Source organism: Pseudomonas sp. B21-059, from assembly GCF_026016285.1.
GTDB lineage: Bacteria > Pseudomonadota > Gammaproteobacteria > Pseudomonadales > Pseudomonadaceae > Aquipseudomonas > Aquipseudomonas danubii.
The window spans coordinates 4,975,530-4,996,779 of record NZ_CP087201.1 but is presented as its reverse complement, the minus strand read 5'-3'; the positions used below and the strand labels follow the sequence as shown (position 1 = coordinate 4,996,779).

Here is a 21,250-nt window from a genome sequence, read left to right as displayed (position 1 = left end):
TCCTAGGTTCGAATCAAATAGCCGCTGGCGGCCAGTAATTGACCATCCAGTAAAGCACCCTGATCGCCGAGCGTCAGCCGACCTTCGGCAAACCAGCGTACGGCCATGGGGTAAATCCGGTGTTCCTGGACGTGCACTCGCTGCGCCAGGCTTTGCGGCGAGTCGTGCAACTCTACCGGGATCACAGCCTGTACGACCAGAGGCCCGCCATCGAGTTCCTCGGTGACGAAGTGCACACTGCAACCGTGCTCGGTATCTCCGGCCTCCAGCGCCCGCTGATGAGTGTGTAACCCTTTATATTTGGGTAGCAGCGAGGGATGGATATTCAACAGGCGGCCCTGGTAGTGGCGGACGAATCCAGCGCTGAGAATGCGCATGAACCCGGCCAGTACCACCAGTTTTGGTTGGAAGGTATCGATCAGCTCGATCAACCCCTGGTCGAAGGCCTCGCGGCCTTCGAAGGTGGTGTGATCAAGGAAGCGGGTAGCGATACCCGCTTCCTTGGCGCGCTGCAGGCCATAGGCGTCAGCGCGGTTGGAGATCACGGCAGCGATGCGAAACGGACTGTCGTCGGTCCGCGCGTTGTCGATCAGGGCTTGCAGGTTACTGCCGGTGCCGGACAGCAGCACCACAACATCACAGGTCGGCGACATCCGCTCTTGCATCAGTGGGCCTTGAGGTTCTTCAGCTCAACCTGGGCCGCGCCTTCGGCTGCGGTGGCGATTTGGCCAATGACCCAAGGCTGCTCGCCAGCTTCACGCAGAACGTTCAGGGCGTTTTCGACCTGGTCCTGGGCGACGCAGATGACCATGCCCACGCCACAGTTCAGTACGCGGTGCATTTCGTGTTCGTCGACGTTGCCTTGCTCTTGCAGCCAGTCGAAGACCGCCGGACGTTTCCAGCTCGCCACATCGACCACCGCCTGGGCGCCTTTTGGCAGCACGCGCGGTATGTTGTCCAGCAGGCCGCCGCCGGTAATGTGGGCCATGGCCTTGACCGCGCCGGTGTCCTTGATCAGCTTGAGCAGCGGCTTGACGTAGATGCGGGTCGGGGCCATCAGCAGGTCGGTCAGTGGCTTGCCGTCCAGCTGGATGCTTTCGATGTCGGCACCGGATACTTCGATGATCTTGCGGATCAGCGAATAGCCGTTGGAGTGCGGGCCGGAAGAAGGCAGGGCCAGCAGGGCGTCACCGGCGGCGACTTTCGAGCCGTCGATGATTTCGGCTTTTTCCACCACGCCGACGCAGAAACCGGCCAGGTCGTAGTCTTCGCCCTCGTACATGCCTGGCATTTCAGCGGTTTCGCCGCCTACCAGGGAGCAGCCGGACAGTTCGCAGCCGGCGCCGATGCCGGTCACTACCTGGGCTGCGGTGTCGACGTTGAGCTTGCCGGTGGCGTAGTAGTCGAGGAAGAACAGCGGTTCGGCGCCGCAGACCACCAGATCGTTGACACACATGGCCACCAGGTCGATGCCGATGCTGTCGTGCTTGTTCAGGTTCAGGGCCAGGCGCAGCTTGGTGCCGACGCCGTCAGTACCGGAAACCAGTACTGGTTGTTTGTAGCCGGCCGGGATTTCGCAGAGGGCGCCGAAACCGCCCAGGCCGCCCATGACTTCCGGGCGCGCAGTGCGCTTGGCGACGCTCTTGATGCGTTCGACCAATGCTTCACCGGCGTCGATGTCTACACCGGCGTCTTTGTAGCTCAGGGAGGGTTGCTTGCTCATGATCCAGGCCTTTAGGGGGGATTCAGGGGTATCGACCGAACCAGAGAGCCTGCTGAAACACTGCAAAAGGGTTTCAGGGTGCCCAGCTGATGCCGGTCTGCGAAGGCGCGCGATTTTATCAGGCTTGAGGGGCAGCGGCCATCCTCGGGCCGACGGGTAGAGGCATATCCGGTTAAAAAAACTGCGATTGGCCGTGTTGGTGCCCCTGCCCATGCCTGTATAAGGTATAGCGCTCAAGTGGCTATCGTTATGACAGTGCGAAAACAATCGGGCGACGGGTGAATGTTTTGCCGGGGCTTGTGGTCACAGCCTTGCTCGCAGCGGTTCATGGGTACTGTTTCAATCGTTTTTTGTCGTCGGGAATCTTCCATGCGTCTGGGTAAATTTCTATTTGTGGGCTGTTTGTCATTGGTCAGCCTGGCGAGTCATGCCGAAACCCTCAATGGCTTGTATCAGGTGCGTGAGCCGGTGAGCAGCCAGTCGCCCGAAGAGCGCAACCAGGCCACCCAGCGAGCACTGGAAACCCTGGTGCTGCGTCTCACTGGTGACGCCAAGGCTGCGCAGGGTCCCGGTCTGGCAGCGATCCGCAAGGATCCGCAGCAGATCATCAGCCAGTACGGTTATGACGCCGGGCCTCCGGAAAGTTTGCAGGTGGACTTCGATCCGGTCAGTACCGATCGCGCCCTGCGTCAGGCGGGGCTGCCGTTGTGGGGAAGCAACCGGCCGTCGATCCTCGGTTGGTGGCTGAGTGACTCAACCGAAGGCTCGAGCCTGGTTGGGGATGGCCAGGCCAGTGCCGCGCCCCTGCGGCGAGCCGCTCAGCATCGTGGCTTGCCTCTGCGTTTGCCTCTTGGCGACCTGGATGAGCAGATCGTCGCGACGGCACCGAATCTCGAAGGCGCCGATCCAGCTCCGCTGCGTGAAGCTTCTGAGCGCTATGGCGCAGATGCGCTGTTGGCGGTACATGCTCGTGAAGAGGGTGGTCAATGGCAGGCCAAGTGGCGGTTGTGGCTTGGCGATCAGAAAGAGCAAGGCACTGTTCAGGGGGCTGATACCGCCGCCCTGGCAGATGGCGTATTGCTTGCGGTGAGTCAGCGTCTGGCGCCGCGTTTCGTTACCCGTCCCGGTGTTTCCAGCGAGCAGTTGCTGGAAGTGCAGGGCATGACCCTGGAGCACTATGCCGCCTTGGGGCACCTTTTGGAGCCTTTCGGTGCGCAGTTGCAGAGTATCGACGGTGACCGGGTCGTCTATCGGGTCAATGGCAGCGCGGAGCAACTGCGGGCGCAGTTGTCCCTGGCCAAGCTGCAAGAGATCCCGGCTGATGAGGTGCCGGCTCCCCAGGTGTCTGTGCAAGGCGGGCAAGGCACCGCGCCGGTCGCAGCGCCTGCGACACCGGCACAGTTGCGTTTTCGTTGGTAGCAGGTTGATTTCCTTCTATATAGAAGCAGGAGTGGTTTATGGCTGATACGCGTCGTTGGGTCTGGTTGGGTGGAGTGCTCCTGGTTTGTGGGTTGGTTTACCTGCTGCACCCGATCCTGAGTCCGTTCCTGGTGGCGCTGTTGCTGGCCTATCTGTTCGACCCCTTGGTGGATCGCCTGGAAAAATGGGGGCTGTCCCGTACCTGGGGTGTGGTGGCTGTATTTGCGCTGTTCACCCTGATCGTGATGACGCTGCTGCTGGTACTGGTGCCGATGCTGGCCAAGCAGTTGCTGCGATTGTATGAATTGGCGCCGCAAATGCTCGACTGGATGCAGCACTCGGCAATGCCCTGGGTGCAGTCCCGGCTGGGGCTGGCGGATGGCTTCTGGAAGTTCGACAAGGTCAAGGCTGCCATCAGCGAGCATATGGGGCAGACCACGGACATCGTGGGTGTGGTGCTGAGCCAGGCGACTGCTTCGGGGTTGGCGCTGATCGGCTGGTTGGCCAACCTGGTGCTGATCCCGGTGGTCAGCTTCTACCTGCTGCGGGACTGGGATCTGATGATGGCCAAGATCCGTAGCCTGTTGCCGCGCAATCGCGAGGAGCGGGTGATGTCCCTGGCGGGTGAGTGTCATGAGGTGCTGGGGGCGTTTGTCCGCGGGCAATTGCTGGTGATGCTGGCTCTGGGGGTGATCTATGCGGCAGGGCTGATGTTGGTAGGGCTCGAGCTGGGCTTGTTGATCGGCCTGATTGCCGGTTTGGCAGCGATCGTGCCGTACATGGGCTTTGTCATAGGCATTGGAGCTGCGCTGATAGCCGGTCTGTTCCAGTTTGGTGGCGATCTGTACCCGATGCTCGGCATCGTTGCGGTATTCATGGTCGGGCAGGCGCTGGAGGGGATGGTGCTGACGCCGTTGCTGGTAGGTGATCGCATTGGTCTGCATCCGGTGGCGGTAATCTTTGCCATTCTCGCGGGTGGTGAGCTGTTCGGGTTTACCGGGGTGCTGCTGGCTCTGCCGGTGGCGGCGGTGATCATGGTGCTCGTACGCCATGTGCATGACCTGTACAAGGACTCGGACATCTACAGTGGTGCTGAAGACCCCGAACTGTAGGCGGGCAAAAGGCTCGACGAGCAGGGGCGCCCCGGGCGGGCGCCCATCCATGACTGTCCATCTGCAGCTGTCCGGGTTGTCAAAGAATCCCCTTTGCCCCGTTTCGGCTGACGCAAACCTTTGATTTTGCTTGTGGTCTGCTGCATTGTGCGCTCGGCGTCACGGGTATAAACTTTGCAAACTTTACACAGAGGCCACTAACGGTTCCTTTGGAACTGTTCAGTCAGCATGAAACCGATTCAGCTGCCCCTAGGTGTGCGTCTGCGTGATGACGCCACCTTCATCAACTACTACCCAGGCGCCAATGCCGCTGCACTCGGCTACGTCGAGCGCCTATGCGAAGCCGACGCCGGTTGGACCGAAAGCCTGATCTACCTCTGGGGCAAGGACGGCGTAGGCCGTACGCACTTGCTGCAGGCGGCGTGTTTGCGTTTCGAGCAGTTGGGGGAGCCTGCGGTTTACCTGCCGCTGGCAGAGTTGCTGGATCGTGGTATCGAGATTCTCGACAATCTTGAGCAGTACGAATTGGTTTGCCTGGATGATCTGCAGGCGGTGGCCGGCAAGGCCGATTGGGAAGAGGCACTGTTCCATCTGTTCAATCGCTTGCGCGACAGTGGCCGACGCTTGCTGATCGCGGCCTCGACCTCGCCCCGGGAGTTGCCGGTGAAACTGGCGGACTTGAAGTCCCGTCTGACCCTGGCGCTGATATTCCAGATGCGTCCGCTCTCTGATGAAGATAAATTGCGTGCCCTGCAACTGCGTGCGTCCCGTCGTGGGCTGCATCTGACCGATGAAGTCGGGCATTTTATTCTGACTCGCGGGACTCGCAGCATGAGTGCGCTTTTCGAGTTGCTCGAGCGTCTTGATCAGGCCTCATTGCAAGCTCAGCGCAAGCTGACCATTCCTTTCCTGAAAGAGACTCTGGGCTGGTAAAACCAAGGCCTGCAGCGCTTCTCTGGAAGGCGTTCGGCATATTTCAGGCGTCAGAAAACGCACCTTTGGAAGGGTTTCCAGAGGCGGGCGGACTTAAAATGGGCTTAAAGCCTTAGATGTACGGAAGAAACTCATAAGTCACATTCTGATCGATTGAATTTGCAAATGAGGGCGATAGAAGGCATAGTCGCGTCTTCTTTTATTTCAAGCCACGGTCGTGCCCATGCTAAATCGCTTCGCACCCCTCGTGCCTCTCGCACTCGTTACCCTGTTGTTTGGTTGCGCTTCTCACACCCCTGTGTCTCAGCAGCAACCCGTGCAACAGGCTCAAGTCTCCGCAAAAAACCAGTCTTCTGCTGTTTACCAGGAAGAGCTGGCAACTGAAAAGGAACTGGCAGAGTTCTCTGACAGCAAGCCTTACCAGTTGCCAGTTCTGGCTGACAGCATCCTTGAGCGCGGCATGTCCCTGATCGGTACCCGTTACCGTTTCGGCGGTACCTCGGAAGCCGGCTTCGATTGCAGCGGTTTCATTGGTTATCTGTTTCGCGAAGAGGCGGGCATGAACCTGCCGCGCTCCACTCGCGAAATGATCAACGTCAAGGCTCCTCTGGTAGCGCGTAATAACCTCAAGCCGGGCGATCTGCTGTTCTTCAGCACCAACGGTCGCGGGCGCGTCAGCCACGCCGGTATCTATCTGGGGGATGATCAGTTCATCCACTCCAGCAGCCGTCGCAGTGGCGGCGTGCGAGTAGATAGCCTGGGTGACAGCTATTGGAGCAAGACCTTCATCGAAGCCAAGCGAGCCCTCGCCATGGCGCCGACCGTGGTCACTGCACGTAAATAAGCAGACTGTTTGTAGGGCGAAGTTAAAGTCTTACTTGAAGTTTGGCGTGTAGGCGCTAGAATCCTGATCTATTGTTGAAACTAACCGCGTAAGCCCTGCTTACGCGGTTTTGTTTTCAGTACCACGGCAGAGAAAGCCGCATCCCGATCAGGATTGTTCAGCTTATGTCGACCTCGGCCCGTTTCGCGCTTATTGCCCTCGCTGCACTGCTCAGTGCTTGCGCCAGTCGTACACCGCCTCCGGCGCCTGTGGTACGTGCTCCGGTATTCAATTCCTCCCAGGCCTTTTCTCCGGTTGCCGAAGACGTGCTGTTTCGCGCCTTGGGTCTGGTAGGCACGCCCTATCGCTGGGGTGGCAATACACCGGACTCCGGATTCGATTGCAGCGGTTTGATTGGTTATGTCTACCGTGATGCGGCGGGTATTTCCTTGCCGCGCTCGACTCGGGAAATGATCGGCATGCAGGCGCCGGATGTGGGCAAGAATGCCTTGCAGACCGGTGACCTGATCTTCTTCGCCACCAATGGCGGTTCTCAGGTCAGCCATGCCGGGATCTATGTTGGCGAAGGGCGTTTCGTGCACGCCCCGGCCACAGGTGGCACCGTGAAGCTCGACAGTCTGTCCAAAGCCTATTGGCAGAAGGCCTACCTGAGCGCCAAGCGTGTACTGCAGCCGGAACATCTGGCGCACAATCCATAACCCTTCTCCGGTCGAGGTGCTCGTGACTGCTCGTACCCTCAACCTCGACGATGCCCTTTATCAGTACCTGCTGGACGTTTCACTGCGTGAGACGCCCTTATTGCGTCGTTTGCGTGACGAAACCCAGGCGCTGCCCAATGCGCGCTGGCAGGTGGCGCCGGAGCAGGGGCAGTTCCTCGCGCTGCTGGTCAAGCTGATCGGTGCTCGCCGCATCCTTGAGATCGGGACCTTCACCGGCTATAGCGCCTTGTGCATGGCCCAGGCGCTGCCCGACGATGGTTTGTTGATCTGTTGTGATATTCCCGGCGATTACAATGCCACCGCCTGTCGTTACTGGAAGGATGCGGGAGTCGACCAGCGTATTGACCTGCGCCTGGCGCCCGCGCTGCAGACCCTGGCTGGCCTGGAGCAGGCGGGCCAGCTTGAGTCTTTCGATCTGATCTTTATCGATGCGGACAAGGCCAATTATCCGGCCTATCTGGAGTTTGCCCTGCGTTTGCTGCGAGTTGGGGGCCTGGCGGTGTTCGACAACACGCTATGGAGCGGGCGAGTGCTGGAGGCGAATGCCGCCAGTGAGGATACCCGAGCCATCCAGGCGCTCAATCGCGCCTTGAAGGATGACTCGCGCATCGATTTGTCACTGCTGCCCCTGGGGGATGGCCTGACCCTGTGCCGCAAGCGCTGAACTCAGGGCGCTTTGGCGGCGGATACCCGCCAGATCTTGTTGCCGACGTCATCGGCGACCAATAGCCCCCCTTGCTGATCGATGACTACCCCGACCGGGCGTCCCAGGGCTTTTTCATCGGCATTGAGAAAGCCGCTGAGTACGTCGATCGGTTGTCCTTGGGGTTTGCCTGCACGGAAAGGCACGAATATCACCTTGTAGCCGCTGTGGGGCTTGCGGTTCCAGGAGCCGTGCTGGCCGATGAAGGCACCTTCGGTAAAGGGCGCGGGAAGTTTGCTGCCTTCGGCGAAGGTCAGGCCCAGTGAAGCCGTATGTGGGCCCACGGCATAATCCGGGGCGATTGCCTTGCTCACCTGTTCGAGGTTTTGTGGCTTGACCCGCACGTCCACGTGTTGCCCGTAGTAACTGAAGGGCCAGCCATAAAAAGCCCCGTCCTTGACCGAGGTGATGTAGTCCGGAACCAGATCGCTGCCAATCTCGTCGCGCTCATTGACAGCGGTCCATAGCGCTCCACTGACCGGCTCCCAGGCCAGGCCGTTGGGGTTGCGCAGGCCGGTGGCGAACAGGCGATGCTTGCCGCTGGCTCGATCCACTTCCCAGATGGCTGCACGGCCTTCTTCTTTATCCAGGCCATTTTCCCCAACGTTACTGTTCGAGCCGACGGTGACATACAGCTTGCTTGCGTCCTTGCTGGCGATGACGTTCTTGGTCCAGTGGTGGTTGAGGGTGCCGCCGGGGAGGTCGAGCACCTTGGTGGGAGCTGCGCTGATGTGGGTGTCACCGTTCTGATAGGGGAAGCGCAGCAGCTTGTCGGTGTCCGCTACATACAGATCGTTGCCCACCAGGGTCATGCCGAAGGGTGAGTTGAGGTTCTCCAGGAACAGGCTGCGGGTTTCTGCTACGCCGTCGTGATCCTGGTCCCGCAACAGGGTAATGCGATTGGCGCTGGGGACGGTTGCGCCGGCGCGGCCCATCACTTTTCCGGCGATCCAGCCGCGAATGCCCTGGCTGTCATCCGGCTTGGGCGGTGCATTGGTTTCAGCTACCAATACATCGCCATTGGGTAATACATACAGCCAGCGTGGGTGGTCGAGGTTTTCGGCGAAGGCGGCAACCTGTGTGCCGGCTGCTGCCGTGGGTTTTGCGCCCTCGGGCCAGCCGATGGCGGGGGCAATATTGACCGTGGGGATCAGCGTGGGATTGGGCTGCGGCAGTTTGGGGTTCGGTCCGGTGCCGTCCGAGACTTGCAGGCTTGAGGTTTCGCCGCAGGCGGTGAGGCCGGCGGCGATAGCGATAAGCAAGGTGTGTTGAAGCTTGAGCATGCTGATTTCCCTATGAGTGCACGAACGTCGTAGTCATAGAGGAGCATAGCCATTCGATGGTTCCGCCTGATCAGCGGGCCTCCTTGAACAGTACGGCAATCCCCGGATGGTAGTGGCCGCTTTCGTTGTGCAGCTTGCGGTAGGCGTAGGGGAAGTACCAGGCTACGGCGCAGCAGTGCTCCTTTTGCAGTTCGTCCAGCATGTCCTGAAGTTCTTCGGGAGAGGCGCTGTGCTGGGCTTTTTGCGGGGCGACAAACAGGCAGCCAAGCCTCAGGTCGCTGGGGTAGCTGATCTTTCTGGCATCACTGGCAATGTCCAGCAATGGCTGGGTCAGGTGCAGGCTGTTGACCCGCGGCCAGCGCTGAGTGGTCTGGATATAGGCGCGTTCGTCCTTGGTGGCCAGGTACAGGTCGGTACGAGCGTTGCGGGCGCCGTCTTCCTGTTGCTTCTTGCTGGGGCTGTGTTCCAGGCTGATCATCTCCGCCATCCAGGCAGCCGCGGAAAGTAATCCCAGGTTGGCCTTTTCATCGAACCAGTACGGGGTTTCGCTATCGCCGCGGACTGCGTTGTAGCGGTCAATGCAATCGAACCAGCGTTCCAGCATCGGGCGCAGGAATTCCAGCTTTGGATTGCTGATGATCATGCCTTGCATCGAGCTCACTCCTTATTGTTGTGCGGCAGGACCTTGGGTCCTGAATTATGGCTTTTTGATATCACTGCTCTGAGTGTGGCACAAGATTGGCGTCAGTTTGTTGATGCAGTGCAGTTTTGTGTGGTGTGCGACGGCTGGCTTTAATTGACGCTCCACCCCCAACCCTCTAACCTTCGCGACTTGTTTCAGGTGCTCTGTGGCCCACGGTCGACAGAGTGAAACAGGGAAGCCGGTCAGGGCCTGTTCCAGCGATGGACACGGCAACGATTCCGGCGCTGCCCCCGCAACGGTAGATGAGTCAAGGCTGTGCCACATGCCACTGTGTCGATGACATGGGAAGGCGCGCAGCCCGGCAGCGATGCCCCTCATGAGCCCGGAGACCGGCCTGATCCATCCAACGGCATCACGGTGGGCGATGCCAGGCTAGCGCCGTCTCTTTCTTTTCCTGCCCGCCGTTCCCCAGCCCCAACGGAGAGCTGCCCCATGAGTGAATCCCCCGATCGTGACGAGCGCCATCTGGCGCGCATGTTGCGCAAGAAAGCCGTGATCGACGAGCGCATCGCCAACTCGCCCAACGAATGTGGCCTGTTGCTGGTGCTGACTGGCAATGGCAAGGGCAAGAGCAGTTCGGCCTTCGGCATGCTGGCGCGGTCCATGGGCCACGGTATGCAGTGTGGTGTGGTGCAGTTCATCAAGGGCCGTAACAGCACCGGGGAAGAGTTGTTCTTCCGGCGTTTTCCAGAGCAGGTGCGGTTTCACGTGATGGGTGAGGGCTTCACCTGGGAGACCCAGGATCGCCAGCGCGACATTGCTGCGGCCGAAGCGGCCTGGGCCGTATCCAGGGAGCTGTTGAGCGACCCGGAGATTGGTCTTGTAGTACTCGACGAGTTGAACATCGCGCTCAAGCACGGCTACCTGGATCTGGACCAGGTGCTCAGTGATCTGCAGGCTCGGCCACCCATGCAGCATGTGGTGGTGACCGGCCGCGGCGCCAAGCCGGAGATGATCGAGCTGGCAGATACCGTCACTGAAATGGGCATGGTCAAGCATGCGTTCCAGGCCGGTATCAAGGCGCAGAAAGGTGTTGAGCTGTGAGTGTGAATTCATGACCGATGTTCGTCATTGCCCGGCGGTATTGATCGCCGCACCGGCTTCCGGCCAGGGCAAGACCACCGTGACCGCGGCACTGGCCCGCCTGCACCGCAACCAGGGGCGCAAGGTGCGGGTATTCAAGTGCGGTCCGGATTTTCTCGACCCAATGATTCTTGAGCGTGCCAGCGGTGCTCCGGTGTACCAGCTGGATATGTGGATGGTCGGGGAACAGGAAAGCCGTCGCTTGCTGTGGGAGGCTGCGGGCGAAGCAGACCTGATCCTGATCGAAGGGGTCATGGGGCTGTTCGATGGCACGCCCTCCAGTGCCGATCTGGCGCGGCATTTCGGCGTCCCGGTGCTGGGGGTGATCGATGGCACCGCCATGGCCCAGACCTTTGGTGCATTGGCTCTGGGACTGGCCCGCTATCAGCCGGACCTGCCGTTCGCCGGGGTGCTGGCCAATCGGGTAGGTACCTTGCGTCACGCGCAGTTGCTCGAAGGAAGCCTCACTGAGGGATTGCGCTGGTACGGTGCCTTGTCCCGGGAGACTGACATCGAGTTGCCTAGCCGCCACTTGGGGCTGGTACAGGCCAGCGAGCTGAATGATCTGGACCTGCGTCTTGATGCTGCCGCTGAAGCCCTGGCCGGCAGTTGCCAAGTGGCACTGCCGCCGGCAGTGAGCTTTGCCGCACCAACGCCGGTACCCTGCGAGCCTTTGCTTGCCGGTGTGCGAATCGCTGTGGCGCGGGATGAGGCGTTTGCCTTTACCTACGGTGCCAGCCTGGATCTGTTGCGGGCGATGGGCGCGCAGTTGAGCTTCTTCTCGCCGATTCATGACACTGAGCTGCCGGAGGCGGACAGTCTGTATCTGCCCGGTGGATACCCTGAATTGCACCACCAGGCACTGGCGCAAAACACCGCGATGCTGGGTGCCATTCGTGCCCATCATGGTGCGGGTAAGCCGTTGCTCGCAGAGTGTGGCGGCATGTTGTACTTGCTGGACTCCCTGACCGACGTCGAAGGGCAGCGTGCCAATCTCTTGGGGCTGCTACCCGGTGATGCCGTGATGCAAAAGCGCCTCGCGGCCCTGGCCTTGCAAGCGGTGGAGTTACCGGAAGGCAGCTTGCGTGGTCACACCTATCATCATTCCCTGACCAGCACGCAACTCGAGCCGATTGCCCGCGGCATCAGCCCCAATGGTGGCCGTGGTGCGGAAGCGGTGTATCGCGATGGGCGGATGACTGCCTCCTATGTGCACTTTTATTTTCCGTCCAACCCGGCGGCGGTGGCGGCTTTGTTCGTGCCAGCTCGCGCTGGCAAGCCAACGCCTGTAGAGGATGCGGTAGGTGAGTGAGCAGGATTTTTCTACGGCGGAGCGTGAGGCGGTTTATCGCGCCATTGCCGAGCGCCGGGATATGCGTCACTTCGCCGGTGGCAGTGTCGCGCCCGAGCTGCTGCGGCGTTTGCTGGAGGCGGCGCATCAGGCACCCAGCGTGGGGTTGATGCAACCCTGGCGTTTTATCCGTATCAGCGATCGCCCGTTACGTGGACGAATCCAGCAGTTGGTGGAGGAGGAGCGGGTGCGCACTGCCGAGGCCTTGGGAGAGCGTTCCGACGAGTTCATGAAACTCAAGGTTGAAGGCATCAATGACTGTGCCGAGGTGCTGGTGGCGGCGTTGATGGATGGGCGTGAGCGGCATGTCTTTGGTCGGCGCACTCTGCCGGAAATGGACCTGGCTTCGCTGTCCTGTGCCATTCAGAACCTCTGGCTGGCGGCGCGCAGCGAAGGCCTGGGCATGGGCTGGGTTTCGCTGTTCGAGCCCCAGGCCCTGGCCGACCTGCTGGGATTGCCCGTCGGTGCCAAACCCTTGGCCGTGTTGTGCCTGGGCCCGGTTACCGAGTTCTATCCGGCGCCGATGCTGGCGCTGCAGGGGTGGGCGCAACCCCGGCCATTGAGTGAGTTGCTGTATGAGAATTACTGGGGAGTGAGTCAATGAGTGTGGCGTTGCTGAGTGTCGCCGGGGTGGCGCTGGATGCGCTGCTGGGCGAACCCAAGCGCAGGCATCCGCTGGTGGCCTTTGGCCGTATGGCGGATCGTATCGAGCAACGTTTCAACGCCGCCGGCCGAGGCTGGCGCAGTCATGGGGTCACCGCCTGGGTACTGGCGGTGCTGCCCTTGACCCTGTTGGCCACGGCCCTGTCCTGGCTGCCCTACATTGGTTGGGTGGTGGAGATCATTGCACTGTATTGCGCCCTGGGCCTGCGCAGCCTCGGCGAGCACGTTGAGCCGGTGGCTCAGGCTTTGCGCAGTGAAGACCTGGATGAAGCCCGGCGTCGGGTCGGTTTTCTGGTGAGCCGTCAGACCAGTGAACTGGACGCCACCGAAGTGGCGCGGGCAGCCACTGAATCGGTGCTGGAAAACGGCAGCGATGCCGTATTTGCCGCCTTGTTCTGGTTTGCCGTGGCCGGTGCGCCGGGGGTGGTGCTCTATCGCCTGAGCAACACCCTGGATGCAATGTGGGGCTATCGCAACGAGCGTTTTGAGCGTTTCGGCTGGGCGGCGGCGCGAATCGACGACCTGCTCAACTATATTCCTGCGCGCCTGGTGGCCCTGACCTATGCCTTGCTGGGCAAGACCCGCCTGGCGCTCAAATGCTGGTGGCGCCAGGGGCCGACCTGGGACAGCCCCAATGCCGGTCCGGTGATGGCGGCTGGAGCGGGCGCCCTGGGGGTCGAGTTGGGCGGCGCAGCGATTTATCACGGTGAGTTGCACCAGCGTCCGCAACTGGGCGAAGGCGAGCCGGCGAGTGCCGACTCCATCGATCGCGGTTGGCAGTTGGTGCAGCGGGGTGTCTGGCTGTGGTTGTTGATTTTGTGCCTGGGGGCTGAATTCTATGCTTGAGCACGGCGGAAGGTTGCGCAAGGCGGCCCAGGAACACGGGATCGCCGAAGAGGCCTGGCTGGATCTGTCCAGCGGATTGGCGCCCTGGCCATTTCCCTTGCCGACCATTCCCCTGCGTGCCTGGGCACGTCTGCCGGAAACCGATGATGGTCTGGAACAGGCGGCCTGCGCCTACTACGGCGCGACTGAGGTGCTGCCGGTGGCCGGTTCCCAGGCGGCGATCCAATTACTGCCGCGGCTGCGGCGGGCGGGCAAGGTCGGGGTCTTGTCACCCTGTTATGCCGAACACGCCGAGGCCTGGCGGCGCAGTGGCTACCGGGTGCGTGAAGTGCTGGAGCAGGAAGTGGATTTCTTTCTCGACAGCCTCGATGTGCTGGTGGTGGTCAACCCCAACAACCCCACCGGTTTGAGCCTCACGCCCGAGCGCCTGCTGGATTGGCATGCCCGCTTGGCCCAGCGCGGTGGCTGGTTGGTGGTGGATGAAGCCTTCATGGATAACACCCCGCAACTGAGTCTGGCCCGGCATGCCCATCAGGTGGGGCTGATTGTCCTGCGTTCATTCGGCAAGTTCTTCGGGCTGGCTGGCGTACGCCTGGGCTTTGTCCTGGCCGAGCGCCGGTTGCTCAGGCTGTTGGCGGAGCAGGTTGGCCCTTGGGCGGTCAGCGGGCCGACCCGGGTGCTGGGGCAGGCTTGCCTGCGGGATGTCGAGGGGCATGCCCGGCAACGTCTGCGCAGTGAAGAGGCCAGCGAGCGCTTGAGTGAAATTCTTGCGCGCTACGGCTTCAAGCCTCAGGGCGGCTGTGCGCTGTTTCAATGGCTGATCACCGCCGAGGCCGAGCGGCTTTATCAATTCATGGCGCGGCGCGGCATTCTCCTGCGGCTGTTCGCCCACAACAGCAGTCTGCGCTTCGGCCTGCCTGCCGACGATGCCGATTGGGCGCGCCTGGAACAGGCGCTGCAGGCTTATCGCAAGGACTATCCATGAGCACGCTGATGGTACAGGGCACCACCTCGGATGCCGGCAAGAGCACGCTGGTGACCGCGCTGTGTCGCTGGTTGCTGCGCCGGGGCGTCAGCGTGGTGCCGTTCAAGCCGCAGAACATGGCGCTCAACAGTGCGGTGACCGCCGACGGTGGTGAGATCGGACGGGCCCAGGCGGTCCAGGCCCAGGCGGCCAACCTGGCACCCCACACCGATATGAACCCGGTGCTGCTCAAGCCCAACAGCGACACCGGCTCCCAGGTGATCATTCACGGCCGGGCCGTCACCACCATGAATGCCGTGGCCTATCACGACTACAAGGCCATCGCCATGCAGGCGGTTCTGGCTTCCCATGAGCGTCTGCGAGGCGCTTATGACGTGGTGATGGTGGAAGGGGCCGGCTCTCCGGCAGAGATCAATCTGCGGGCTGGCGACATCGCCAACATGGGGTTTGCCGAAGCGGTGGACTGTCCGGTGCTGCTGATTGCCGATATCAATCGTGGCGGGGTGTTCGCCCATCTGGTGGGGACTCTGGAGCTGCTTTCGCCCAGCGAGCAGGCGCGGGTCAAGGGCTTCATCATCAATCGTTTTCGTGGTGACCTGGCGCTTTTGCAGCCGGGCCTGGACTGGCTGGAGGCCCGTACCGGCAAGCCGGTGATTGGTGTGCTGCCCTATGTCATGGACCTGCATCTGGAGGCGGAGGACGGCATCGACCAGCGCCAGGCCGGCAAGGTCGAGCAAGTGCTGAAGGTGGTGGTGCCGGTGCTGCCGCGCATCAGCAATCACACGGATTTCGATCCGTTGCGCCTGCATCCTCAGGTGGACTTGCAGTTCATCGGCCCCGGGCAGGTGATTCCCGCCGCCGACCTGATCATTCTTCCCGGCTCGAAAAGCGTACGCGGCGATCTGGCCTATTTGCGAGCCAACGGCTGGGATCGGGCCATCGCCCGGCACCTGCGTTATGGCGGCAAGCTGCTGGGGATCTGTGGTGGTCTGCAGATGCTCGGCAAGCAGTTGCACGACCCACTGGGTCTGGAGGGCGCGGCGGGCTCCAGCCCGGGCCTGGGCTTGCTGGATTTTGAGACCGTGCTCGAAGCAGAGAAACAGCTGCGTAACGTCAGCGGCAACCTGACCCTGGAGAATGCGCCGGTCAGTGGCTATGAAATTCACGCTGGCGTCACTCGCGGCCCGGCCCTGGAGCAGCCTGCGGTGCAGTTGCAAAACGGGCGCAGCGATGGTGCTTGCAGTGTCGATGGGCAGATCCTCGGCACCTATCTGCATGGTCTGTTCGAGACTCCGGCAGCCTGTGGTGCGCTGTTGCGCTGGGCGGGGCTGCAGGATGTGCAGGAGGTGGATTATCACGCCTTGCGCGAACGCGATATCGAGCGTCTGGCGGATCTGGTGGAGCGTCATCTGGATACCGCCACGCTGCTCAAGCTCTGTGGCCTGTAAGCCGCGGTGGACTCACTTTTCAAAGGTGCTCAAGCATGCTGCAACTGATTCTCGGCGGTGCCCGTTCCGGCAAGAGTCGCCTGGCGGAAAAACTGGCCACCGACAGCGCCCTTGAGGTGACCTACATCGCCACCAGCCAGCCTCTGGATGGCGAGATGAATCAACGTATTGCCCATCATCGTCAGCGCCGCCCGTCCCATTGGGGGTTGATCGAAGAACCGCTGGAGCTGGCCCGGGTGCTGCAGCAGGCCGCTGGCACCGGGCGTTGTCTGCTGGTGGATTGCCTGACCCTGTGGTTGACCAATCTGCTCATGCTTGAGGACGAGCAGCGCCTGGTGCTCGAGCGTGAGGCCTTGTTGCAGTGTGTGGCGACGCTGCCGGGGGAGATCATCTTTGTCAGCAACGAAACTGGAATGGGTGTCGTGCCCCTGGGCGAATTGACTCGCCGCTACGTGGATGAAGCCGGTTGGCTGCATCAAGCCCTGGCCGAACGTTGTCAGCGTGTGGTGCTGACGGTGGCCGGCCTGCCCCTGACTTTGAAAGGAACTGCGTTATGAGTAACTCCTGGTGGCTGAACCCGTGCAAGGCGGTCGATGCGCGGATGGTCGAGCAAGCCCTGGCGCGTCAACAGCAATTGACCAAGCCGGCTGGGTCCCTTGGCCAACTGGAGCCCTTGGCGGTACGTCTGGCCGGTCTGCAAGGACAGCTCAAGCCAGGCCTTGAGCGGTTATGGATTTCGATTTTCGCCGGGGATCACGGGGTGGTCGCCGAGGGCGTATCCGCCTACCCGCAGGAAGTGACTGGGCAGATGCTGCTGAACTTTGTCAGCGGCGGCGCAGCTATCAGCGTGCTGGCACGGCAACTGGGTGCGCAACTGGAGGTGGTGGACCTGGGCACAGTGGCCCCAGGATTGAGCCTGCCGGGTGTGCGCCACCTTAACCTGGGTGCCGGTACGCAGAACTTTGTCCAGGGGCCGGCCATGACCCCGGCTCAGGGTGAGCTGGCCCTGCAAGCAGGCCGCGACAGTGCGTTGCGCGCCCGAGCCGAGGGTGCCCAACTGTTTATCGGCGGTGAGATGGGCATTGGCAACACCACTGCCGCCAGTGCCATTGCCTGTGCCTTGCTGGACATTCCGGTGGCGCAGTTGGCCGGACCGGGCACCGGCTTGAATGCCGAAGGGGTCAATCACAAGGCCCAGGTCATCGAGCGGGCCTTGGCCCTGCATGCGCGGTCCCGCGACGATGCCTTGCAGACACTGTTCAATCTCGGTGGTTTTGAAGTGGCTGCGTTGGTGGGGGCCTATCTGGCCTGCGCTCAGGAAGGAATCGCAGTACTGGTTGACGGGTTTATCTGCAGTGTCGCGGCCCTGGTGGCGGTGCGCCTGAATCCGGCGTGCCGTCCATGGCTGCTGTTTGCGCATCAAGGGGCCGAGCCCGGGCACCGGCATGTGCTGGGCGCTCTGCAAGCCGACCCGTTGCTGGATCTGGGCTTGCGTCTGGGGGAGGGTAGCGGTGCCGCGCTGGCGGTGCCATTGCTGCGCCTGGCCTGTGATCTGCACGGGCAGATGGCGACCTTCGCCGAGGCGGCCGTGGCGGACCGCCCGGCATGACCCTGTATCTGGACCTGTTGCGCCACGGTGAAACCGAACTGGGCGGTGGTTTGCGTGGCAGTCTGGACGACGCCCTGACAGAGCGGGGCTGGCAACAGATGCGTGACGGGGTTCAGGGGCGCGGGCGTTGGGATCTGATCGTCAGTTCACCCTTGCAGCGGTGTTCGCGTTTTGCCGAGCAACTGGCTGCGCAGTTGCAGTTGCCCCTGCTGCTGCAGCCTGATGTGCAGGAGTTGCATTTTGGGGCCTGGGAGGGGCAGAGCGCAGCGGCGCTGATGGAAACCAATGCCGATGATCTGGGCCGATTCTGGGCCGATCCCTATAGCTTTACTCCGCCCCAGGGAGAGCCCGTGGCGGACTTTTCCCAGCGGGTGCTGGGGGCGATCGAGGGCTTGTACCGGGACTGTGCCGGGCAGCGGGTGTTGTTGATCAGTCATGGTGGGGTGATGCGCCTGTTGCTGGCCCGGGCGCGGGGGCTGCCTCGGGAGCAGTTGCTGAATGTGGAAGTCAGCCACGGTGCGTTGTTCAGCTTGAAAGTCGCCTCTACGGGGCAATTGAGCGAGGAGGGCTGAGATGCTGCCATTCTGGATTGCCCTGCAGTTTCTCAGCAGCCTGCCCATTCGCCTGCCGGGCATGCCTCAGCCTGAAGAGCTGGGGCGCTCATTGCTGTTCTATCCGCTGGTGGGGCTGTTGTTCGGTGTGCTGTTGTGGTTGCTGGACGCCGTGCTCGCGGGCACCTCCTTGCTGCTACACGCGGCGTTGCTGCTGAGCGCCTGGGTCTTGCTCAGCGGGGGATTGCACCTGGATGGTTTGGCAGACAGTGCCGATGCCTGGCTGGGGGGCTTCGGTGATCGAGAGCGCACCTTGAGCATCATGAAAGACCCCCGGAGCGGGCCCATCGCTGTGGTGACGTTGGTGCTGGTGCTGTTGCTCAAGTTCGCTGCACTGGTAGCGCTGATCGAACAGCAGCAGGGCGTTGCCTTGTTGCTGGCACCTCTGATTGGGCGTGCCTCATTGCTGGGGTTGTTCCTTTGCACGCCATATGTGCGTGCGGGTGGCCTGGGTCAGGCGCTGGCCGATCATCTGCCACCACTGGCAGGGCGACAGGTGCTGGGCTTGAGTGTCCTGGTCTGTTTGCTGATGGGGGGCTACAGCGGACTTTGGGTGGTGCTGCTGGCGGTGTTGCTGTTCTTCTGGTTGCGCCAGTTGATGATCCGGCGCCTGGGTGGCACTACCGGCGATACGGCGGGGGCTCTGCTGGAGTTGCTGGAGACGGCGGTATTGCTGGTGATGGTGCTTATTTGAGCAAGGTCTGCAGTAGCTGCTTTTTCTGAAATTTCTTGCCTTGGATTAATAGCGGGTATATACACGCATCATGCTTCCCTCTCAATGTTTGTGCACCAACCTGCGTCGTGCCGCTCGTGGCGTCAGCAGGTATTACGACGGCGCCCTCGACGGCTTCGGGATTAACGTTGCCCAGTATTCTTTGCTGAACAATCTGCTGCGTCTCGATCAGCCGAGCATTTCCAGCCTGGCGGACGCCATGGGCCTGGACCGCAGTACGCTGGGGCGTAATGTGCGGGTCCTGGAGGCTGCGGGCCTGGTCCGGTTGATGGAAGGTGACGACCAGCGCAACCGCCTGGTGCAACTGACCGAGGCGGGGCATGAGCGCTTGGTGGCAGCCTTGCCGGCCTGGGAAGCAGCCCAGCAGCGGCTGATCGATCGGCTTGGGGTGGAGAAGCGTGAAACCTTGTTGGCCTTGCTGAACGAACTCGCCTGAAGGCGCTTCGTTCGACTACAAGCGGGTATATACCCGCAACTGGAGAATAAAAATGTCATCGATGTGGCGCACCTGCGGCTGGGTACTTCTCGGCAGCGCATTGATCCTGGCGCTGTCGCTGGGGGTTAGGCATGGTTTCGGCCTGTTTCTGCCACCCATGAGCGCGCAGTTCGGCTGGGGCCGTGAAGTCTTCGCCTTTGCCATTGCCTTGCAGAACCTGATCTGGGGCCTGGCACAGCCGTTTACCGGGGCCCTGGCCGACCGTTTTGGTGCGGCCAAGGTGGTGCTGGTCGGTGGCGTGTTGTATGCCGTGGGACTGGTGTTCATGGGGCTGTCGGATTCGGCGCTGAGCCTGTCCCTGAGTGCCGGGTTGCTGATTGGCATCGGTTTGTCCGGAACTTCCTTCTCGGTGATTCTCGGGGTGGTCGGTCGTGCCTTGCCGCCGGAAAAGCGCAGCATGGGCATGGGGATCGCCAGTGCCGCAGGCTCCTTCGGCCAATTCGCCATGCTCCCGGGAACCTTGGGGCTGATCGGCTGGCTGGGCTGGTCGACGGCATTGCTGGTGCTGGGCCTGCTGGTGGCGCTGATCGTGCCGCTGGTCAGCATGCTCAAGGACAAGCCGCTGCCGGTGCTGGGGCATGAACAGAGCCTGGGCGAGGCCCTGCGTGAAGCCTGTTCTCACTCGGGGTTCTGGTTGCTGGCGTTCGGCTTTTTTGTCTGTGGTTTCCAGGTGGTGTTCATCGGCGTGCATCTGCCGGCCTATCTGGTGGATCAGCATCTACCGGCGACAGTTGGAACCACGGTGCTGGCGCTGATCGGCTTATTCAACATCTTTGGCACTTACACAGCGGGCTGGTTGGGCGGGCGGATGTCCAAGCCACGGCTGTTGACCGGTCTGTACCTGTTGCGTGCGGTGGTGATCGGCCTGTTCCTGTGGCTGCCGGTGACCCAGACCAGTGCCTACCTGTTCGGCATGGCCATGGGCTTTCTCTGGCTGTCCACCGTGCCCTTGACCAACGGCACGGTCGCGACCTTGTTCGGGGTCAGGAACCTGTCCATGCTTGGCGGCATTGTGTTCCTGTTCCACCAGTTGGGCTCGTTCCTTGGCGGTTGGCTGGGGGGCGTGGTGTATGACCGTACCGGGAGTTATGACTTGATCTGGCAGGTGGCGATTCTTCTCAGTCTGTTGGCCGCGGCTCTCAATTGGCCGGTGCGCGAGCGGCCGGTGGCGCGCTTGCAGGCGAGTGCAGCGTGAAGTCATGGCTGGGTTGGAGTGCCGGCCTGGGCTTCGGCATTGTGCTGTTGTGGCTGGCCTGGTGGGGATGGCATCGCGGCGGGCTGGCGCTGATGCAGTTGGGCATGGGTGCTTGCTAGGTGGGCAGAGGGGCGAGTAACGTCGATATCCGATGACTATTGAAGGACGCTGAACATGGCTAAGCGCTGGTTTGTGGTTCCGGCATTACTCACATTGTTTGCAGGTTCGGTCTGGGCGGCGGATTGTCCGGCGTTACTGCAGGGGTCTGTACCCAAGTTGCACGCCAAGGAATCCATCGATCTGTGCCAGCGCTTTGCCGGCAAGCCGCTGGTGGTGGTCAATACCGCGAGCTTCTGTGGGTTTGCTCCGCAATTCAAAGGCCTTGAGGCGCTGTATCAGCGTTACAAGGAACAGGGGTTGGAAGTGGTGGGTGTTCCGTCCAATGACTTCAAGCAGGAGTCCAAGGATGGCGCTGAGACTGCCAAGGTTTGTTACGTCAACTACGGCGTGACGTTCACCATGACCGAGCCGCAAAAGGTTCGAGGGGCAGATGCGGTGCATCTGTTCAAGGTCCTGGCGCAGCAGAGCAATGCGCCGAAGTGGAATTTCTACAAGTACGTGGTGGATCGCCAGGGCAATGTGATTGCCAGCTTTTCCAGCCTGACCAAGCCGGATAACCCGGAATTCATTGAGGCGGTGGAGAAGGCGTTGGCGTCCAAATCCTGAGTTTTGCGGATCAGCACATGAAAAAGCCCCGCCTCTTGAGAAGCGGGGCTTTTTCTTTCGGCTCT

Annotated in this window: 24 protein-coding genes and 1 riboswitch; of the genes, 20 read left to right on the top strand and 4 right to left on the bottom strand. The window is 61.5% G+C overall.

Going from position 1 to position 21,250, the window contains the following annotated elements; genetic code table 11:
• Nucleotides 1-2: 2 nt before the first annotated feature.
• A complete protein-coding gene (purN, locus tag LOY69_RS21950) occupies nt 3-653 on the bottom strand; it encodes a phosphoribosylglycinamide formyltransferase (protein WP_102861000.1) in 651 nt (216 codons plus the stop codon).
• Between the two features lie 11 nt (nt 654-664).
• The gene (purM, locus tag LOY69_RS21945) at nt 665-1,723 is read right to left on the bottom strand and encodes a phosphoribosylformylglycinamidine cyclo-ligase (protein WP_102860743.1); all 1,059 of its coding nucleotides are present in this window, start codon (nt 1,721-1,723) and stop codon (nt 665-667) included.
• 369 nt (nt 1,724-2,092) lie between these two features.
• Here purM and LOY69_RS21940 point away from each other — a divergent pair, with 369 nt between their 5' ends.
• From LOY69_RS21940 to LOY69_RS21915, 6 genes are all read left to right on the top strand, one after another.
• Nucleotides 2,093-3,142 carry a DUF2066 domain-containing protein gene (locus tag LOY69_RS21940; RefSeq protein ID WP_110594703.1) on the top strand — a complete coding sequence of 350 codons (1,050 nt, stop codon included), beginning with the start codon at nt 2,093-2,095 and terminating at the stop codon, nt 3,140-3,142.
• A gap of 38 nt (nt 3,143-3,180) precedes the next feature.
• On the top strand, nt 3,181-4,254 hold the full coding sequence (locus LOY69_RS21935) for an AI-2E family transporter (RefSeq protein ID WP_102860745.1): 1,074 nt from the start codon (nt 3,181-3,183) through the stop codon (nt 4,252-4,254).
• A gap of 228 nt (nt 4,255-4,482) precedes the next feature.
• The gene (gene hda / locus LOY69_RS21930; RefSeq protein WP_007898944.1) at nt 4,483-5,187 is read left to right on the top strand and encodes a DnaA regulatory inactivator Hda; all 705 of its coding nucleotides are present in this window, start codon (nt 4,483-4,485) and stop codon (nt 5,185-5,187) included.
• A gap of 223 nt (nt 5,188-5,410) precedes the next feature.
• The gene (locus LOY69_RS21925) at nt 5,411-6,031 is read left to right on the top strand and encodes a C40 family peptidase (protein WP_102860746.1); all 621 of its coding nucleotides are present in this window, start codon (nt 5,411-5,413) and stop codon (nt 6,029-6,031) included.
• A 164-nt stretch (nt 6,032-6,195) separates the two neighbouring features.
• The gene (locus LOY69_RS21920; protein WP_092311761.1) at nt 6,196-6,729 is read left to right on the top strand and encodes a C40 family peptidase; all 534 of its coding nucleotides are present in this window, start codon (nt 6,196-6,198) and stop codon (nt 6,727-6,729) included.
• Between the two features lie 22 nt (nt 6,730-6,751).
• Complete coding sequence (locus tag LOY69_RS21915) at nt 6,752-7,414, top strand: class I SAM-dependent methyltransferase (RefSeq protein WP_265073590.1); 663 nt, start codon at nt 6,752-6,754, stop codon at nt 7,412-7,414.
• A 2-nt stretch (nt 7,415-7,416) separates the two neighbouring features.
• Here LOY69_RS21915 and LOY69_RS21910 read toward each other — a convergent pair whose 3' ends face one another.
• Nucleotides 7,417-8,736, bottom strand: coding sequence for a PQQ-dependent sugar dehydrogenase (locus LOY69_RS21910; protein WP_265073589.1), 1,320 nt, complete (start codon nt 8,734-8,736; stop codon nt 7,417-7,419).
• Nucleotides 8,737-8,806: 70 nt separating this feature from the next.
• A complete protein-coding gene (locus LOY69_RS21905) occupies nt 8,807-9,388 on the bottom strand; it encodes a hypothetical protein (protein WP_102880553.1) in 582 nt (193 codons plus the stop codon).
• A gap of 170 nt (nt 9,389-9,558) precedes the next feature.
• A riboswitch (cobalamin riboswitch) is annotated at nt 9,559-9,792 on the top strand.
• Nucleotides 9,793-9,871: 79 nt separating this feature from the next.
• Between LOY69_RS21905 and cobO the strand changes: the two genes are divergently transcribed.
• The 14 genes from cobO to LOY69_RS21835 all read left to right on the top strand — a co-directional run bounded on the left by cobO (nt 9,872) and on the right by LOY69_RS21835 (nt 21,185).
• A complete protein-coding gene (gene cobO / locus LOY69_RS21900) occupies nt 9,872-10,483 on the top strand; it encodes a cob(I)yrinic acid a,c-diamide adenosyltransferase (RefSeq protein WP_102860750.1) in 612 nt (203 codons plus the stop codon).
• Nucleotides 10,484-10,493: 10 nt separating this feature from the next.
• Nucleotides 10,494-11,834 (top strand): cobyrinate a,c-diamide synthase, encoded by a 1,341-nt coding sequence (locus tag LOY69_RS21895; protein ID WP_102880551.1) that lies wholly within the window; start codon nt 10,494-10,496, stop codon nt 11,832-11,834.
• Nucleotides 11,827-12,477 (top strand): 5,6-dimethylbenzimidazole synthase, encoded by a 651-nt coding sequence (bluB, locus tag LOY69_RS21890; protein ID WP_265073588.1) that lies wholly within the window; start codon nt 11,827-11,829, stop codon nt 12,475-12,477. Before LOY69_RS21895 ends, bluB begins: the two co-directional genes overlap by 8 nt.
• A complete protein-coding gene (gene cbiB / locus LOY69_RS21885; protein WP_123394146.1) occupies nt 12,474-13,382 on the top strand; it encodes an adenosylcobinamide-phosphate synthase CbiB in 909 nt (302 codons plus the stop codon). Before bluB ends, cbiB begins: the two co-directional genes overlap by 4 nt.
• The gene (gene cobD, locus LOY69_RS21880; protein WP_265073587.1) at nt 13,375-14,367 is read left to right on the top strand and encodes a threonine-phosphate decarboxylase CobD; all 993 of its coding nucleotides are present in this window, start codon (nt 13,375-13,377) and stop codon (nt 14,365-14,367) included. Before cbiB ends, cobD begins: the two co-directional genes overlap by 8 nt.
• Entirely contained in the window at nt 14,364-15,815 is a 1,452-nt protein-coding gene (locus tag LOY69_RS21875; protein WP_265073586.1) for a cobyric acid synthase, read from the top strand. The genes cobD and LOY69_RS21875 overlap by 4 nt, the downstream gene beginning before the upstream one ends.
• Nucleotides 15,816-15,850: 35 nt before the next feature.
• Nucleotides 15,851-16,372 (top strand): bifunctional adenosylcobinamide kinase/adenosylcobinamide-phosphate guanylyltransferase, encoded by a 522-nt coding sequence (gene cobU / locus LOY69_RS21870; RefSeq protein WP_102880546.1) that lies wholly within the window; start codon nt 15,851-15,853, stop codon nt 16,370-16,372.
• The gene (gene cobT / locus LOY69_RS21865) at nt 16,369-17,424 is read left to right on the top strand and encodes a nicotinate-nucleotide--dimethylbenzimidazole phosphoribosyltransferase (protein WP_110594688.1); all 1,056 of its coding nucleotides are present in this window, start codon (nt 16,369-16,371) and stop codon (nt 17,422-17,424) included. The genes cobU and cobT overlap by 4 nt, the downstream gene beginning before the upstream one ends.
• Nucleotides 17,421-17,996 carry a histidine phosphatase family protein gene (locus LOY69_RS21860; RefSeq protein WP_102880544.1) on the top strand — a complete coding sequence of 192 codons (576 nt, stop codon included), beginning with the start codon at nt 17,421-17,423 and terminating at the stop codon, nt 17,994-17,996. Before cobT ends, LOY69_RS21860 begins: the two co-directional genes overlap by 4 nt.
• Nucleotide 17,997: 1 nt before the next feature.
• Nucleotides 17,998-18,729, top strand: a complete 732-nt coding sequence (locus tag LOY69_RS21855; RefSeq protein ID WP_265073585.1) for an adenosylcobinamide-GDP ribazoletransferase — start codon at nt 17,998-18,000, stop codon at nt 18,727-18,729.
• Nucleotides 18,730-18,799: 70 nt separating this feature from the next.
• The gene (locus LOY69_RS21850) at nt 18,800-19,204 is read left to right on the top strand and encodes a MarR family winged helix-turn-helix transcriptional regulator (RefSeq protein WP_102880542.1); all 405 of its coding nucleotides are present in this window, start codon (nt 18,800-18,802) and stop codon (nt 19,202-19,204) included.
• Nucleotides 19,205-19,256: 52 nt separating this feature from the next.
• On the top strand, nt 19,257-20,459 hold the full coding sequence (locus LOY69_RS21845) for an MFS transporter (RefSeq protein WP_123394150.1): 1,203 nt from the start codon (nt 19,257-19,259) through the stop codon (nt 20,457-20,459).
• Nucleotides 20,456-20,578 (top strand): hypothetical protein, encoded by a 123-nt coding sequence (locus tag LOY69_RS21840; protein WP_262925023.1) that lies wholly within the window; start codon nt 20,456-20,458, stop codon nt 20,576-20,578. Before LOY69_RS21845 ends, LOY69_RS21840 begins: the two co-directional genes overlap by 4 nt.
• A 55-nt stretch (nt 20,579-20,633) precedes the next feature.
• A complete protein-coding gene (locus tag LOY69_RS21835) occupies nt 20,634-21,185 on the top strand; it encodes a glutathione peroxidase (protein ID WP_102860762.1) in 552 nt (183 codons plus the stop codon).
• Nucleotides 21,186-21,250 lie beyond the last annotated feature (65 nt).

Bases quoted from the DNA above. Each gene is read 5' to 3' on its own strand.
- purN (WP_102861000.1), bottom strand. From the start codon at position 653: ATGTCGCCGACCTGTGATGTTGTGGTGCTGCTGTCCGGCACCGGCAGT.
- purM (WP_102860743.1), bottom strand. From the start codon at position 1,723: ATGAGCAAGCAACCCTCCCTGAGCTACAAAGACGCCGGTGTAGACATC.
- LOY69_RS21940 (WP_110594703.1), top strand. From the start codon at position 2,093: ATGCGTCTGGGTAAATTTCTATTTGTGGGCTGTTTGTCATTGGTCAGC.
- LOY69_RS21935 (WP_102860745.1), top strand. From the start codon at position 3,181: ATGGCTGATACGCGTCGTTGGGTCTGGTTGGGTGGAGTGCTCCTGGTT.
- hda (WP_007898944.1), top strand. From the start codon at position 4,483: ATGAAACCGATTCAGCTGCCCCTAGGTGTGCGTCTGCGTGATGACGCC.
- LOY69_RS21925 (WP_102860746.1), top strand. From the start codon at position 5,411: ATGCTAAATCGCTTCGCACCCCTCGTGCCTCTCGCACTCGTTACCCTG.
- LOY69_RS21920 (WP_092311761.1), top strand. From the start codon at position 6,196: ATGTCGACCTCGGCCCGTTTCGCGCTTATTGCCCTCGCTGCACTGCTC.
- LOY69_RS21910 (WP_265073589.1), bottom strand. From the start codon at position 8,736: ATGCTCAAGCTTCAACACACCTTGCTTATCGCTATCGCCGCCGGCCTC.
- LOY69_RS21905 (WP_102880553.1), bottom strand. From the start codon at position 9,388: ATGCAAGGCATGATCATCAGCAATCCAAAGCTGGAATTCCTGCGCCCG.
- cobO (WP_102860750.1), top strand. From the start codon at position 9,872: ATGAGTGAATCCCCCGATCGTGACGAGCGCCATCTGGCGCGCATGTTG.
- LOY69_RS21895 (WP_102880551.1), top strand. From the start codon at position 10,494: ATGACCGATGTTCGTCATTGCCCGGCGGTATTGATCGCCGCACCGGCT.
- cbiB (WP_123394146.1), top strand. From the start codon at position 12,474: ATGAGTGTGGCGTTGCTGAGTGTCGCCGGGGTGGCGCTGGATGCGCTG.
- cobD (WP_265073587.1), top strand. From the start codon at position 13,375: ATGCTTGAGCACGGCGGAAGGTTGCGCAAGGCGGCCCAGGAACACGGG.
- LOY69_RS21875 (WP_265073586.1), top strand. From the start codon at position 14,364: ATGAGCACGCTGATGGTACAGGGCACCACCTCGGATGCCGGCAAGAGC.
- cobU (WP_102880546.1), top strand. From the start codon at position 15,851: ATGCTGCAACTGATTCTCGGCGGTGCCCGTTCCGGCAAGAGTCGCCTG.
- cobT (WP_110594688.1), top strand. From the start codon at position 16,369: ATGAGTAACTCCTGGTGGCTGAACCCGTGCAAGGCGGTCGATGCGCGG.
- LOY69_RS21860 (WP_102880544.1), top strand. From the start codon at position 17,421: ATGACCCTGTATCTGGACCTGTTGCGCCACGGTGAAACCGAACTGGGC.
- LOY69_RS21855 (WP_265073585.1), top strand. From the start codon at position 17,998: ATGCTGCCATTCTGGATTGCCCTGCAGTTTCTCAGCAGCCTGCCCATT.
- LOY69_RS21850 (WP_102880542.1), top strand. From the start codon at position 18,800: ATGCTTCCCTCTCAATGTTTGTGCACCAACCTGCGTCGTGCCGCTCGT.
- LOY69_RS21845 (WP_123394150.1), top strand. From the start codon at position 19,257: ATGTCATCGATGTGGCGCACCTGCGGCTGGGTACTTCTCGGCAGCGCA.
- LOY69_RS21835 (WP_102860762.1), top strand. From the start codon at position 20,634: ATGGCTAAGCGCTGGTTTGTGGTTCCGGCATTACTCACATTGTTTGCA.